This is a genomic window from Halomonas halmophila, assembly GCF_006540005.1.
Classification (GTDB): domain Bacteria; phylum Pseudomonadota; class Gammaproteobacteria; order Pseudomonadales; family Halomonadaceae; genus Halomonas; species Halomonas halmophila.
Genome location: NZ_BJOC01000017.1, coordinates 55,856 through 69,769 on the forward strand (window position 1 = coordinate 55,856; position 13,914 = coordinate 69,769).

General features: G+C 67.1%; 10 protein-coding genes. 9 read left to right on the forward strand and 1 reads right to left on the reverse strand.

The annotated features are described in order from the left end of the window. Positions 1-23 precede the first annotated feature (23 nt). The 7 genes from HHA01_RS06030 (at position 24) to murB (ending at position 7,668) form a co-directional block, all read left to right on the forward strand. Positions 24-2,393 (forward strand): DNA internalization-related competence protein ComEC/Rec2, encoded by a 2,370-nt coding sequence (locus HHA01_RS06030; protein ID WP_141318741.1) that lies wholly within the window; start codon positions 24-26, stop codon positions 2,391-2,393. 35 nt (positions 2,394-2,428) lie between these two features. Next, positions 2,429-4,135: a lipid A export permease/ATP-binding protein MsbA gene (msbA, locus tag HHA01_RS06035; RefSeq protein WP_174787720.1), complete on the forward strand. Its 1,707-nt coding sequence runs from the start codon at positions 2,429-2,431 to the stop codon at positions 4,133-4,135. Beyond that, a complete protein-coding gene (lpxK, locus tag HHA01_RS06040) occupies positions 4,132-5,124 on the forward strand; it encodes a tetraacyldisaccharide 4'-kinase (RefSeq protein ID WP_141318743.1) in 993 nt (330 codons plus the stop codon). Before msbA ends, lpxK begins: the two co-directional genes overlap by 4 nt. Before the next feature lie 61 nt (positions 5,125-5,185). Then, the gene (locus HHA01_RS06045) at positions 5,186-5,395 is read left to right on the forward strand and encodes a Trm112 family protein (protein ID WP_141318745.1); all 210 of its coding nucleotides are present in this window, start codon (positions 5,186-5,188) and stop codon (positions 5,393-5,395) included. A gap of 10 nt (positions 5,396-5,405) precedes the next feature. After that, complete coding sequence (gene kdsB / locus HHA01_RS06050; protein WP_141318747.1) at positions 5,406-6,179, forward strand: 3-deoxy-manno-octulosonate cytidylyltransferase; 774 nt, start codon at positions 5,406-5,408, stop codon at positions 6,177-6,179. Continuing rightward, positions 6,176-6,655 (forward strand): low molecular weight protein-tyrosine-phosphatase, encoded by a 480-nt coding sequence (locus HHA01_RS14905; protein WP_246053825.1) that lies wholly within the window; start codon positions 6,176-6,178, stop codon positions 6,653-6,655. Before kdsB ends, HHA01_RS14905 begins: the two co-directional genes overlap by 4 nt. Continuing rightward, positions 6,652-7,668, forward strand: coding sequence for a UDP-N-acetylmuramate dehydrogenase (gene murB, locus HHA01_RS06055; RefSeq protein ID WP_246053826.1), 1,017 nt, complete (start codon positions 6,652-6,654; stop codon positions 7,666-7,668). Before HHA01_RS14905 ends, murB begins: the two co-directional genes overlap by 4 nt. Positions 7,669-7,784: 116 nt before the next feature. On the opposite strand, the gene rne is transcribed toward murB, so the two are convergent. Next, positions 7,785-11,510 (reverse strand): ribonuclease E, encoded by a 3,726-nt coding sequence (rne, locus tag HHA01_RS06060; RefSeq protein ID WP_141318751.1) that lies wholly within the window; start codon positions 11,508-11,510, stop codon positions 7,785-7,787. 768 nt (positions 11,511-12,278) lie between these two features. Here rne and HHA01_RS06065 point away from each other — a divergent pair. Together HHA01_RS06065 and HHA01_RS06070 are read left to right on the forward strand one after the other, a co-directional pair. Beyond that, complete coding sequence (locus HHA01_RS06065; protein ID WP_141318753.1) at positions 12,279-13,226, forward strand: RluA family pseudouridine synthase; 948 nt, start codon at positions 12,279-12,281, stop codon at positions 13,224-13,226. 25 nt (positions 13,227-13,251) lie between these two features. Beyond that, a complete protein-coding gene (locus tag HHA01_RS06070; protein WP_141318755.1) occupies positions 13,252-13,899 on the forward strand; it encodes an HAD family hydrolase in 648 nt (215 codons plus the stop codon). The last annotated feature ends 15 nt before the right edge of the window (positions 13,900-13,914 follow it).

The following is a 13,914-nucleotide window of genomic DNA, read 5'->3' on the forward strand; positions in this document are numbered from 1 at the left end:
TCACGCGTGTCATGGATGATGGAATGCGACAGGGGTGGGCCATGCCCGTGGCGCTGGCGACGCTGGCGGGCATTCTGAGTGGCGCCCTGGCCAGTGCGAGCGTGCTGCAGCTGGTCGCTGGCCTCGGATTGGGGTGCCTGGTGCAGCGCCGCTGGCGCGCGGCGTTGCTGGCCGGACTGGTGCTGGTGGTCGCGGTGCGAGTCCTGTCGCTGATCGGCGGAGAACTGGCGCCGGGGCTGAGTCGCCAGGATGTCCGGCTCGAGGTCGAGGTGACCGCGGTCTCGCGTCAGGCGGGGATGGCACGCCTGGACTTGAGGGTCGCGGATTGTCGACCCTTGAGCGAGGGCCTGCCGTCCTGCGAACAACTGTCGCGTCTGCGCCTGAGCGTCTATCGCGGTCCGACGTTCGAGGTCGGGGAGCGCTGGCGACTCACGGCGAGGTTGCGGCCCCCCTCGGGGTTCGCCAACCCCGGCAGCTTCGATTATCGCGGCTGGCTGTGGCGGGAAGGCTTTCAGGCCACGGGCTATCTGCGCTCGGCGCCGGGGCCCAGGCGGCTGGCTGCGGCCCCTTTCTCACTGCACAGGCTGGCCCTGGCGCGTCTGGCGGAAGCTGACCTGGAAGCCCGCCCGGCGCGCTGGCTGGCGGCCCTGACGCTGGGCGCCGAACGCCAGTTGACCCGGGCCGACTGGGAACTGCTCAATGCCACCGGTACCACGCACCTGGTGGTCATTTCCGGCCTGCATATCGGCCTGGTGGCGACCTTCGCGTTGATTCTGTCCCGCGGACTGGCGCGTGGGCTGAGCCCAGGCCATTGGCGCATGGCGATCTGGCCATGGTGGTCGGCCGGTGTGGCGGCGACTGGCTATGCGCTGCTGGCCGGCCTCGAAGCTCCCGCCCTGCGGGCGCTGATCATGTCCCTGATCGGCCTGTGGGTCGCCAGTGGCCGCCATGCACCGGGCCCCTGGCAGGCCTGGTGGCTGGCGCTAGCGATCGTCGTACTGCTCGATCCGCTGGCCGCCTGGCGCCCCGGACTCTGGCTTTCCTTCGTGGCCGTGGCGCTGTTGATCCTGATCTGGCAGGGGCGGGCCAGGCCGCGCGGGGTGAAGGGCTGGTGCCTGGCCCTGTTGCGTACCCAGTGGCTGCTGGCGCCGGTCATGGCCGCGGCCGTCCTGCTGGCCTTCGGTCGGCTGGCCCCGGCCGCTCCCTTGATCAACCTGGTAGCGGTCCCCCTGGTCAGCAGCCTGATGGTTCCGTTGGGTCTGGCTGGCTGGTTGCTGGCCTGGGCGCCGCCGCTCTCGGCGGCCTGCTGGGCGGGGTTCGCGGTGCTCAGCGAGGCGCTAGCTGGTCTGCTGGAAGCGAGTGCTGCGATTATGCCGGTGCATGAGCCGTCGGCGTCGCAGCGTTGGCCACTGGCCCTGGGGCTGGGGCTCATCGGCCTGGTCTGGGCCTTGCCCGGTGTGGACCGGCGCTGGCGAACCCTGGCGAGTGCGCTGCTGTGTCTCGGCATCGTCTGGCCCGAGGAGCACCGCTTGCCCCCCGAGCGGCTCTGGGTGCGTGTGCATGATGTCGGCCAGGGGCAACTGGTGGAATTGCGCACCGCGGGCTACCGCCTGCTGGTGGACACCGGGCCACGTTTCGGCTCCGGCTTCATGCCCCTCGAGACGCTCTGGCCGCCCGGCCAGCATGTCGATGATGTGCTGGTCAGCCACGGCGACCGGGATCACGCCGGCGGCCTGCAGGCTCTCGAGAAAGACCATGCGGTCGCACGCTATCTGGCCCCCGCCGAGGCCGATCTGCCGGTACGCTTTCGGGCATGCCATGCTGGACAGGCCTGGCGACGCGATGGCGTCGAGTTTCGCCTGCTGTGGCCGCCGGCCAACTTGCGCGGCATGTCGAAGAATGATCGCTCCTGCGTGCTGCTGGTCAGCGTCGGGTCTCATCGGCTGTTGATACCCGGGGATGTCGGCCGCCGCGTGGAGCGCAGCTTCCTGCGTCAGCTGGAAGGGGGTATCGCCGTGCTGGTGGCGGGCCATCACGGCAGCCGTACCAGCTCGGGGCCGGCCCTGGTCGAGGCGTTGCGGCCCGAGATCGTGGTCTACAGTGCGGCTCTGGATGGGCGTTTCGAGCATCCGGCGGGGTCCGTGGTACGGCGTTTCCGGCGCGTCGGCAGCTGTCAGTGGAACACGGCTCAGGATGGCGCCCTGACGCTCGAACTGGGGGGATCCGGGCCGCCCCGTATCGCTGCCGCCCGCGGTTCGCCGCGTGCGCCCGGGCCTGCCATGGCCTGGCCCCGGTGGCGCAGCGGTGTCGGGCACGACTGCCTTGCGTTAGAATCCACTCCAGTGACGCCGGCTTTATCCGTGCCCCTATCCACCCGAGCGGAGACACCGTGATCGAATACTCCGGCTGGACTCTCTACAAGCGTCTGATGGGCTATGTCAGGCCGCACTGGCGGGCCTTCTCCCTGGCGGTCGTCGGCTACATCCTGTATGCGGCTTCCAGCACGGCACTGGCCGAAATGATGAAGCGCCTGATCGATGGTATCCAGAACCCCGATGCGGCGTTCCGCATGTGGTTGCCGCTGTTCGTTGTCGGCATGTTCGCCTTTCGCGGCCTGGGTACCTTTCTCGGCACCTATTACATGACCAATGTGGCGCGCAACCTGGTCCATGCCCTGCGCTGTGATGTTTTCAACCACATGCTGCATCTGCCGGGACGCTTCTTCGACGCTCATTCTTCCGGGCACCTGATCTCGCGGGTCACCTACCACGTGGAGCAGGTGACCGGAGCGGCCACCAAGGCGATCACCATCCTGTTGCGGGAAGGCTTCTTCGTCATTGGCCTGGTGGCCTACCTGATGTGGACCAACTGGATGCTGACCCTGCTGTTTCTGGCGGTCACACCGCTGATCGGTGGCGTGGTCAGTTATGCCAGCAAGCGTTTTCGGCGGATTTCCCAGCGCATTCAGCGCTCCATGGGCGATGTCACCCATGTGGCCTCCGAGGCACTGTCCGGCTATCGCGTGGTGCGAACGCATGGCGCGGAGCCCTTTGAAAAGGCGCGCTTTGCCGAGGCCAGCGAAGCCAATCGCCTGCAGAGCATGAAGGAGGCCCTGACCAAGGCCACCAGCACGCCGGTCATCCAACTGCTGGTGGCGCTGGCCCTGGCCGGTCTGGTTTGGCTTGCCATGTCACCGGCCCTGATGGCCGAGATGACGCCGGGTGAATTCGTGGCCTTCATCACGGCGGCCTCCTTGATGGCCAAGCCAGTGCGTCAGCTGACCGAGGTCAATGCCACCGTGCAAAAGGGCATTGCCGCGGCGGGCGAGCTGTTTGGCCTGCTCGAGGAGCCCGCCGAGAAGGATGACGGCGAACGGCTGCCCGGACGCCTCGAAGGGCGTGTGCGCTTCGAAGGAGTGCACTTCGCCTACGGCGAGGATCAGCCTGAGGTGCTCAAGGGCATCGATCTCGAGGTCGCCGCCGGTGAAATGGTTGCCATCGTTGGTCGCTCGGGCAGTGGCAAGTCGACCCTGATGGGGCTCCTGCCGCGCTTCTATTATCCCACCCGGGGGCGCATCCTGTTCGATGAGGTGCCTCTGGAGAGCTATCAACTGGCCCCCTTGCGACGCTGTATCGCCCTGGTGTCGCAGCAGGTCACGCTGTTCAACGCCAGTATCGCCGACAATATCGCCTACGGGATGGACGAGGCCGACCCGGCCGCCATCGAGGTGGCCGCACGCGCCGCCCATGCGCACGAGTTCATCGCCAAACTGGCCGATGGCTATGACACCGTGGTCGGCGAAAACGGCGTGATGCTGTCCGGCGGACAGCGTCAGCGCCTGGCCATCGCGCGGGCCATCTACAAGGACTCACCGCTGCTGGTGCTGGACGAGGCGACCTCGGCACTGGATACCGAATCCGAGCGCTATATCCAGGCGGCGCTGGAAGAGGTCTGCCGTGGTCGGACCACCTTTGTCATTGCCCATCGTTTGTCGACCATCGAGCGGGCCGACCGTATCCTGGTCATGGAAGCCGGCGAAATCGTCGAGCAGGGCAGTCATGCCGAGCTGATGGCTCGGGACGGCGCCTATGCGGCCCTGCATCGGCTGCAGTTCCGTGAGGCCGCGCCGGCATGAACCGATTGGCCGAGCGCTGGCTGCAGGCCGCCTACGGGGGCGAGGCCTGGTTGGCGCTGCTGCGTCCGCTGGAGTGGCTGTATCGGCGGGTCGTGCAGCAGCGGGCGCAGGCCTATCGACACGGCCGTCGCGAGACATGGCGGGCGCCGGTGCCAGTGATCGTGGTGGGCAATATCACCCTGGGCGGCACCGGCAAGTCGCCCCTGGTGGCCTGGCTGGCGCGGCACCTCAAGGAGGCGGGCTGGACGCCGGGCATCCTGTCCCGCGGGTATGGCGGTCAGGCGGCGCATTATCCGCTGCTGCTGACCCCCGAGACTCGGGTGACCGAGAGCGGCGACGAGCCGCGCATGCTGGCCGACCAGACCGGCTGCCCGGTGGTGGTCGATCCGCAACGCCCCCGCGGCGGCCGGCGCCTGCTGGAGGCGGGTTGCGATATCCTGCTCAGTGATGACGGCCTGCAGCACCTGGCCCTGGGGCGGGACCTGGAAATCGTCGTGGTCGATGGGCAGCGCGGCCTGGGCAATGGTCGTTGCCTGCCGGCCGGCCCGCTGCGCGAGCCCGTCGAACGCCTGGACAGCGTGGATGCGGTGCTGGTCACCGGTGAGACACGCCAGCCATTGCCGGTGGCGAGCCATAGCATGCCGCTCAGGCCTGTGGCCTGGCGGTCCCTGGCAGATGGTCAGCGGCGGCCCCTGCAGCCCTTGCCGTTCACCGGGCCGGTGCATGCCCTGGCGGGCATCGGCCGGCCGGCGCGCTTCTTCGCCACTCTGGAGGCGCTGGGGGTCGACTTCTCGGCCCATGCCTTCGCCGATCACCACCGATTCACGGCCGGTGACCTGGCCTTCGCGGATCAGCGGCCCCTGGTGATGACGGCCAAGGACGCGGTCAAGTGCCGCGAACTGGCGACGGATGCCTGGAGTCTGGACGTGGAGGCCGAGCCCGACACGGCCTTCGTCGCCTGGCTGAATGCTCGCCTGGCAAGGCGCTGAATCTGTTACCCAACCCCGTGCCATCCCCGAGAATGGCCGCAATTGCTCTGGAGGCGACGCGATGGACAAGGAACTACTGGCAATGCTGGTGTGCCCGCAGTGCAAGGGCAAACTGAAATACGACCGCGAGGCCGACGAGCTGCTGTGCCGGTATGACGGCCTGGCCTATCCGGTGCGCGACGGCATTCCGGTCATGCTGCCCGATGAGGCACGTGCCATGGATGTCGACGAAAAGCTGCCGCCGTCTGACGGACGCCGGGATGACGCCTGAGGGGGCCGAGATGCAGGATTTCATCGTCGTGATACCGTCGCGCTTCGCCTCGACACGCCTGCCGGGCAAACCCCTGCTGGAGATTGCCGGTGAGCCCATGGTCAAGCATGTCTGGCGCCGGGCCTGTGAAAGCGCGGCCACCCGGGTGGTGATTGCCACCGATGACGAACGGATTCGTGACGCCTTCGCCGGACTGGAAGCGGAAGTGGTGATGACGCGGCCCGATCATCCCTCCGGCACGGACCGTCTGGCGGAGGTCGCCGCCATCCTGGACTTGCCCGACGACGCCGTGCTGGTCAATGTCCAGGGGGATGAGCCGCTGATTCCCCCGGCGCTCATCGATCAGGTCGCACAGCGCCTGTTCGATGACACCGGGGCCTCCATTGCCACCCTGGCCGAGCCCATCACCGATGTCGATTCGCTGTTCAATCCCAATGCGGTGAAGGTGGTCCGCCAGGCCTCGGGGAGGGCGCTCTACTTCTCGCGGGCGCCGATTCCCTGGGATCGGCAGGCCTTCGCACAACGCCCCGAGCAGCTCGAGACCGATGCCTGGCTGCGTCATATCGGCATCTATGCCTATCGCGCGAGCTTCCTCGCCGAGTACCTCGGCTGGGCGGCGTCGCCGCTCGAGCAGCTGGAGCAACTGGAACAACTGCGCGCCCTGCATCATGGTCATGCCATCCAGGTCGGCCTCGCCCGGGAGCCCAACCCGGCCGGTGTCGACACCGCCGATGACCTCGAGCGGGTGCGCCAATGGATGCAGGATCAGGGAGCAGGCACATGATACGGGTGCTTTTCGTCTGTCTGGGCAATATCTGTCGTTCGCCGACCGCCGAGGGCATGCTGCGTCGCCGGATCCGCGAGGCGGGACTGGCCGACCGGGTCGAGATCGACTCCTGTGGTGTCGGCCCCTGGCATGTGGGCGAGCCTCCGGATGCCCGGGCACGCAAGGCGGCGGCCAGGCGTGGTCTGGACATCGGCGATCTGCGTGGGCGTCAGCTGGTGGCGGCGGACTTTTCGCGCTTCGACTACCTGCTGGCCATGGATCACGACAACCTCGCGACCCTGGAGAAGCAACGACCCGCCGACTGCCGGGCGCATGTCGGCCTCTTCCTGGCATACGCCGGGCTGGCCGACACGCCCGTGCCCGACCCCTATTTCGGCGGCGAGCGTGGTTTCGAGGAGATGATGGATCTGCTCGAGAGTGCCTGCGAGGGGTTGGTGGCGAGTCTCGAGCAGCGCCTGGAGGCGTCGTCTTGAGCCTCGATGTGCGGGCCGAGCATGACCTCTCGCGTTTCAACACCCTGGGGCTGCCGTGTCGTGCCGAGCGTTTCGTGGCGCCGACTTCCGCCGGACAACTGGCCGCCGCCCTGACGCTAGCCGATGAGCAGAACCTCGAGCCCTTGCTGTTGGGCGGCGGCAGCAATGTCATCCTGCCGCCGCGCCTGCCTCGGCTGGTCATCCAGCCGGCCATGGCCGACTGGCGGTGGCTCGAGGAGGGCGAGTGTCCGCGGCTCGAGGTCGATGCCGGCGTGGTCTGGCATGACCTGGTCATGGCCCTGGCCGCTCGCGGCATCTGGGGCATCGAGAACCTGGCCCTGATTCCCGGGCATTGCGGTGCCGCCCCCATCCAGAACATCGGCGCCTATGGCGTCGAGCTGGCCGATGTGGTGGAGGCCGTGCGCGTGGTATCGCTGCATGACGGCCGGGAGTCGCTGATGGACGCCGAGGCGTGTGCCTTCGGCTATCGCGACAGCATCTTCAAGCGGGAGATGGCGGGCCAGGTGGCGATTACCGGGTTGATTCTGCGGTTGTCCCGTCGGGCCGCTCCGCGTCTCGATTATGGTGACCTGGCGCAGCGGGTCCCGGCACGGCCGTCAGCCCTGGAGGTGGCCGAAGCCGTGTGTGCCACGCGCCGCGAGAAGTTGCCGGATCCGGCGGTGCTCGGCAATGCCGGGAGTTTCTTCAAGAACCCGCTGGTGTCCCGCGAGCAAGCCGCTGCCCTGCGCGAAGCGCATCCCGGGATGCCGCAATTCCCCCAGGCGGCGGGCGTCAAGCTGGCCGCCGGCTGGCTGATCGATCAATGCGGCCTGAAAGGCTGGCGGCGCGGCCATTTTGGCGTGCATGAGCGTCAGGCGCTGGTCCTGGTGCATCATGGCGGCGGCAGTGCCGTGGAACTGCTGGAACTGGCCGCGGAAGTGGCCGGGCAGGTGCAGCAGCGCTTCGGCGTGCGCCTGGAGCGCGAGCCGCTGCGGGTCGGTGGCGACAGGTAAGGGACGCTTACTCAGGCCGGCAGGCAGGCGCGCCAGATTCGCCGCTGCCCGAAAAGCAAGCGCCCGCGGCCAATTGGCCGCGGGCGCTTTTTACGTCAGGGCAGGGCCGTCCAGCTTCAGCCCTGACCACCTTCCTGCTCACGCTTGCGGCGCTCGCGGGGGTCGTTGTGGGCCCGGCGGCGACGCTTGGGCTCGGCGGGCTTGTCCTCGGCTGCGGGCTGAGCCGCCTTCCCGGCCGTTTCTGACTCGGCCTTGGCAGTTGCGGTTTCCGCCTTCGGCGCCTCGGATTCGGGCTTGTCAGCTGCCGCTTCCGCCTTCGGTGCCTCGGATTCGGGCTTGGCAGTTTTCGCTTCCGCCTTCGGTGCCTCGGACTTGGCCTTGTCAGCTGCCGCTTTCGCCTTCGGTGCCTCGGACTTGGCCTTTTCAGCTGTCGCTTTCGCCTTCGGTGCCTCGGATTCGGCCTTTTCAGCTGTCGCTTCCGCCTTCGGCGTCTCGGACTCGGCCCTGTCAGCTGCCGCTTTCGCCTTCGGTGCCTCGGATTCGGCCTTGTCAACTGCCGCTTCCGCCTTCGGCGCCTCGGATTCGGCCTTGTCAGCTGCCGCTTCCGCCTTCGGTGCCTCGGATTCGGCCTTGTCAGCTGTTGCTTCCGCCTTCGGTGCCTCGGATTCGGCCCTGGCAGTTGCTGCTTCCGCCTTCGGTGCCTCGGATTCGGCATTGGCAGCTGCTACTTCCGCCTTCGGCGCCTCGGATTCGGACTGGGCAGTTTCCGCTTCCGCCTTCGGTGCCTCGGATTCGGACTGGGCAGTTTCCGCTTCCGCCTTCGGCGCCTCGGATTCGGCCTTGTCAGCTGCCGCTTCCGCCTTCGGCGCATCGGATTCGGCCTTGGCAGTCTCTGCTTTCGCCTTCGGCGCCTCGGACTCGCCCTGGGCCGTCTCCGCCCCGGATTTCGATGCGCTGGACTCGGTCTTCGGTGACTTGCCAGCGGCCTTCGCCGGTTTCCGGGTATCGGCAGCAGACGCGTCGCTTGCTGTGTCGTCGGTCTGCTTGGCCGCGGGTGTCGCCTTTTCCTGCGTGGCCTGTGGTGCATCAGCCTTGGACGCTGCCTGGCTAGCACCGGTCTCAGCCTGGGACTTGTCAGCCGCCGTCGTGGACTGGGCATCGGCCTTGTCGTCGGTCCGGGCGTTGTCCTTGCGGCGCTTGTCGGACTTCGCTTTCTCGGCCTTCGGCTGCTGGGTTTCCGCAGACCCGGCCTCGGCAGTGGCCGTTGGTGCAGACACTGCCTGGGACGGCTGCGACGCCTCGGCCTGGTCGCCCTGCGCGGTTTCGGCCTCACCGGGCGCTGCTTCCTGCTGGGCGGCTTCTTCCTGGAGACGCTTCTGCTCGGTTTCGGCCTTGGCGTTCAGGGCGCGCTGACGACTGCGCTGCCGCGGATTGTTGCGCGTGCGCTTGGGCTTTCCGGCATCCGCCGCGGGCTTGCCATCCTGGCCCTTGTTCTCGGCCTTGGCCGACTCGGCGGCCGGCTTGCCGGCCTCACCGGACTGGCGATTGTCCGATGCTTTGGCCTGTGGCTCCTGAGGCTTGCCGGATTGCTCCTTGTTGCCCTGGCCCTTGCCGCTCTGGCCCTTGCCCTCGGACTTGCCACGGTTGTCTGGCTTGCCGGACTTGTCCTGGGGCTTGCCGCCCTGGTTCTTGGCCTCGGTCTTGTCGCGGTTGTCAGCCGACTTCGGCGACTCCTGGGCCGCGGCATTCGGCTTGCCACGGTTGTCGTCCTGACGACGTCCCCGGCTGCTGCGCTGCTGGCGGCTCTGGTTGTCGGAGGCGCTGTCATCGTTGCGCGCAGCGCTCTTGCCGGCATTGTTGCCGCGATTGTTCGGGCGATTGTCCTGACGGTTGTCCTGACGTTCGTCCTGGCGATTGCTGTCACTGCGGCCGGAAGAGGAGCCGCCACGACGATTGCGCTGGCGTCCACCACCGGAACGGTTCTGGTTGCCATCGCCCTGGCGTTGGTCGCCGCTATCGCGAGCCTGGGGCTGCTGGCCGGAGGAGCTGGTGTCGGTGCTGGAGGCCTGCGAGGTATCCGCCTCGCCGTTGATCAGGCGGGCAAAGCCCTTGATCAGGCGGCCCATCACGCCGTCGCGCTGAGCGGGAACCTTCGGGGCGGGCGCTGGCCGGGAGGCGGCCTTGGCCGTCTCCTGAGCCGGCTGGCTGGCGGTGTCCTGCTGCAGGGACGCCGGTGCTGGTGCGTTGTGCTCCACGGTGGTCACGGCCGCCTCGTCGCGCTTGACGGGCTTGCCGAAGGCCGCTTCGGGTTCGCGACCCACCTCGGTGTCCATGGAGATCTCGAAGCTGGATTGCACGCCGCCTTCTTCATCGACATGGTCGTCGCGCAGCCGCTGCACGTCGTAGTGCGGCGTATCCATGTCGGGGTGCGGCAACAGCACTACACGCACCTGCTGGCGCTGTTCGATGTCGGCGAGCATGCCGCGCTTTTCGTTGAGCAGGTAGGTCGCCACGGGAACCGGCAGGATGGCGCGAATCTGGGCGCTGCGTTCCTTCATGGCTTCTTCTTCGATCAGGCGCATGATTGACAGCGAGATCGAGCGAACATCGCGGATCGTGCCCTGGCCGTCGCAACGCGGACAGACCACGCCGCTGGTTTCGCCCAGTGAGGGGCGCAGGCGCTGACGCGACATTTCCATCAGGCCGAAGCGCGAGATACGCCCGATCTGCACCCGGGCGCGGTCGATCTTGAGCGCGTCGCGTACCCGGTTCTCGACCTCGCGCTGGTTGCGCGCCGGGCTCATGTCGATGAAATCGATGACCACCAGTCCGCCGATGTCGCGCAGGCGCAGCTGGCGGGCAATCTCGTCGGAGGCCTCGAGGTTGGTCTGCAGCGCGGTTTCCTCGATGTCGCTGCCCCGGGTGGCGCGTGCCGAGTTGATGTCGATGGACACCAGCGCTTCGGTGTGGTCGATGACGATGGAGCCGCCGGAGGGCAGCTTGACCTCGCGTTCGTAGGCGGTCTCGATCTGCGATTCGATCTGGAAGCGCGAGAACAGGGGGACCTCGTCCGCGTAACGCTTGATCTTCTGCTGATAAGAGGGCATGACCTGGCGAATGAAGGTCAGGGCTTCTTCATGGACCTTCTCGCTGTCGATCAGTACTTCGCCGATATCCGGACGCAAATAGTCGCGCATGGCGCGAATGATGACGTTGGACTCGCGGTAGATCAGGAAGGGGGCCGGGCGCTTGCCGGCCTCACCGGTGATCGACTCCCAGACCTGAACCAGGTAGTCCAGGTCCCACTGCAGTTCCTCGGAGGAGCGGCCGATCCCCGCGGTGCGCACGATCAGGCCCATCTTGTCGGGCACGGTCAGGTCGGCCATGGCCTCCTTGAGCTGGGCACGCTCGTCGCCCTCGATGCGACGCGAGATGCCGCCGGCACGCGGGTTGTTGGGCATCAGTACCAGGAAGCGACCCGCCAGGCTGATGAAGGTGGTCAGGGCTGCGCCCTTGTTGCCACGCTCTTCCTTGTCGACCTGGACAATGACTTCCTGGCCTTCCTTGAGGACTTCCTTGATGCTGGGACGGCCGGAAGGCTCCTTGACGAAGTAGTCGCGGGAGACTTCCTTGAGCGGCAGAAAGCCGTGGCGTTCGGCACCGAAGTCGACGAAGGCCGCTTCCAGGGAGGGTTCGACGCGGGTGATCTTGCCGCGGTAGATATTGGCTTTTTTCTGTTCCCGGGCACCGGATTCGATGTCCAGGTCGTAGAGGCGTTGTCCATCGACCAGGGCGACACGCAGCTCTTCGGGCTGGGTCGCATTGATGAGCATCCGTTTCATGGTGTCTCGCAGTATGGACATGCCGGGGGCGCCCGGAAAGCGCCAGGGGGCTGACGTCGCGCTGCGACAGGCGGGTGTTGCGGCCGGGTGAGGGCATTCCGGGAACGGCCTGGTCGGCCGTGCCGTCATGCATCGCTCACCACGTCTCGAACCCCATGCCTCTCGCGACGACTATCAAGCCCGTGGGCTTCCTTGCTCGACGAAGGCGAACCGCTGGGTGCTGCGTGCTTGTGCTCAGCGCATGTCGCGGATGCGGAACTGCGCCCGGCCGTGTCGGTGGCGCTGTGGGCCCTGCCGGCACGGCGTGATCATGTTGAGTACTCGGCGGAGGCAGGACATGTCTCGGCGGGTCGTCGCCCAGCCGGTCCTTGCAGTCACCGCCAACACCTGGCATTCATCGATTCGCCAACGCCGCCCTCGGCACGATGTTGTACGTATCCCGTGATGTCCTCTCGCGCCGTATCGAGGCTTGTCTCGAGTGCGAACGCGATCGGGCGGGCGTGGCGTTGTATCGCTTGGCTTCGTGTCACTTTACTTCGGCGGCGGGACTTCGGATTGTCGAGAGTCGTCGCGGCCTGATTTTTTCGCTCCGGCCTGCGTGTGAGTCGTGCAGGCGCTGTGCTGGGTTGAGCACAACTCGGCTTTATCAACCCATTGGAGCGCTTTGGCAATATAACAGTAATGGGGGGTGGCCAGCAATTGGCGCAGGAAGGCCCGGACTGCGGTAGAATACCCGCTGAATTGCAGTCTCCTGTGGAGTGAGCCGGAATGGCCGAAGGCCGCGACGTACAATGGGTGGAAGTGACCGAGGGCCAGGCTGGCCAGCGGGTCGACAATTTTCTGATGACGCGTTTGAAGGGGGCGCCGCGCTCGCTGGTCTACCGCATCGTGCGCAAGGGCGAGGTGAGGGTCAACAAGAAGCGCGTCAAGGCCGACTCACGACTCGCCGTGGGCGATGTGGTGCGTATCCCGCCGCTCAAGCTGGCGCCACGCGAGGCGGTGCGCGATGTCAGCGACAATCTGCGCAACCTGCTGGCCGGCAGCGTGCTGCTGGAGGGCCGGGACTGGCTGGTGATCAACAAGCCGTCCGGCCTGGCGGTGCATGGTGGCAGCGGCGTCAAGATCGGCCTGATCGAGGCCTTGCGTCAGGTGCGCGAGGACCTCGACTTTCTCGAGCTGGTGCATCGGCTGGATCGTGACACCTCGGGGTGTCTGCTGCTGGCCAAGTCGCGCAATGCGCTGCTCACGCTCAATACGGCGCTCAAGCAGCATCACATGAACAAGCGCTACCTGGCCCTGGTGGCCGGCCGCTGGCCGGCGCGTCGCGACTTCGTCAGCGCGCGCCTGGACCGCTTCGATGCCGGCAATGGCGAGCGACGGGTACGGGTCGACGCCGGCGGCAAGGTGGCGCGCACGCGTTTCGCGGTGCGCGAGGCCTTTGCCGGGGCCACCCTGATGGAAGCCGAGCCGGTCACCGGGCGCACCCACCAGATCCGCGTGCATGCCGCCCATGCCGGCCATCCGCTGCTCGGCGATGACAAGTATGGTTCCCGCGAGTCCCGGCGCACGGCCAGCCAGTGGGAGCTGTCGCGGCTCTTCCTGCACGCCTCATCGCTGACCTTTCCGGAGCCGACCAGCGGCAAGCCGGTGCAGATTCGCGCCCCCCTCGACGATACCCTGGATGCAGTGCTGACGCGTGCCCGGCGTGGCAACTGACTGGCCAAGCGAAGCGAGAGACGAGATGCGTTATCGACTGTTGATCTTCGACTGGGATGGCACCCTGATGGACTCGCTGGGGCGCATCGTGGCCTGCATGCAGGCGGCCGGTCGGGATATCGGCTGGGAGCTGACCAGCGACCAGGTGCGTGACATCATCGGGCTGGGGCTGCCCGAGGCCATTGCCAGGCTGTGCCCGGGCATCGAGGCGGAACGCGCCGAGGCGCTCAAGCAACGCTACGCCCACTACTTCGTCGAGTGTGATCAGCCGCCGATGGCGTTCTACCCCGGTGTCAGTCACGGCATGCAGCAGTTGCGCCGCGATGGGCAACTGCGCCTGGCCGTGGCCACCGGCAAGAGTCGTCGTGGACTCGACCGCGCATTTCGCGAAAGCGGCACCGGGGCATGGTTTCATGCCAGCCGCACCGCCGACGAGACGCGCTCCAAGCCGCATCCCCGCATGCTCGAGGAACTGCTCGCCGAGCTGGAGGTGCCTGTCGAGGAGGCGCTGATGGTCGGCGATACCGAATATGACATGGAAATGGCCCGTGCCCTGGGCATGGACCGTGCCGCGGTCACCTACGGCGTGCACAGCCCCGAGCGCCTGGCCGCCAGCACCCCGGTGTTTACCGCCCACAGCTTTCCTGGCCTGATGGAATGGCTGACAACATGAGGCAGTCTCTGGAGA

What these genes read in the sequence shown, in the direction of transcription:
- HHA01_RS06045 (WP_141318745.1), top strand. Translation starts at nt 5,186, where the DNA reads ATGGACAAGGAACTACTGGCAATGCTGGTGTGCCCGCAGTGCAAGGGC.
- msbA (WP_174787720.1), top strand. Translation starts at nt 2,429, where the DNA reads ATGGGCTATGTCAGGCCGCACTGGCGGGCCTTCTCCCTGGCGGTCGTC.
- lpxK (WP_141318743.1), top strand. Translation starts at nt 4,132, where the DNA reads ATGAACCGATTGGCCGAGCGCTGGCTGCAGGCCGCCTACGGGGGCGAG.
- HHA01_RS06070 (WP_141318755.1), top strand. Translation starts at nt 13,252, where the DNA reads ATGCGTTATCGACTGTTGATCTTCGACTGGGATGGCACCCTGATGGAC.
- rne (WP_141318751.1), bottom strand. Translation starts at nt 11,510, where the DNA reads ATGAAACGGATGCTCATCAATGCGACCCAGCCCGAAGAGCTGCGTGTC.
- HHA01_RS06030 (WP_141318741.1), top strand. Translation starts at nt 24, where the DNA reads ATGCGACAGGGGTGGGCCATGCCCGTGGCGCTGGCGACGCTGGCGGGC.
- HHA01_RS06065 (WP_141318753.1), top strand. Translation starts at nt 12,279, where the DNA reads ATGGCCGAAGGCCGCGACGTACAATGGGTGGAAGTGACCGAGGGCCAG.
- kdsB (WP_141318747.1), top strand. Translation starts at nt 5,406, where the DNA reads ATGCAGGATTTCATCGTCGTGATACCGTCGCGCTTCGCCTCGACACGC.
- HHA01_RS14905 (WP_246053825.1), top strand. Translation starts at nt 6,176, where the DNA reads ATGATACGGGTGCTTTTCGTCTGTCTGGGCAATATCTGTCGTTCGCCG.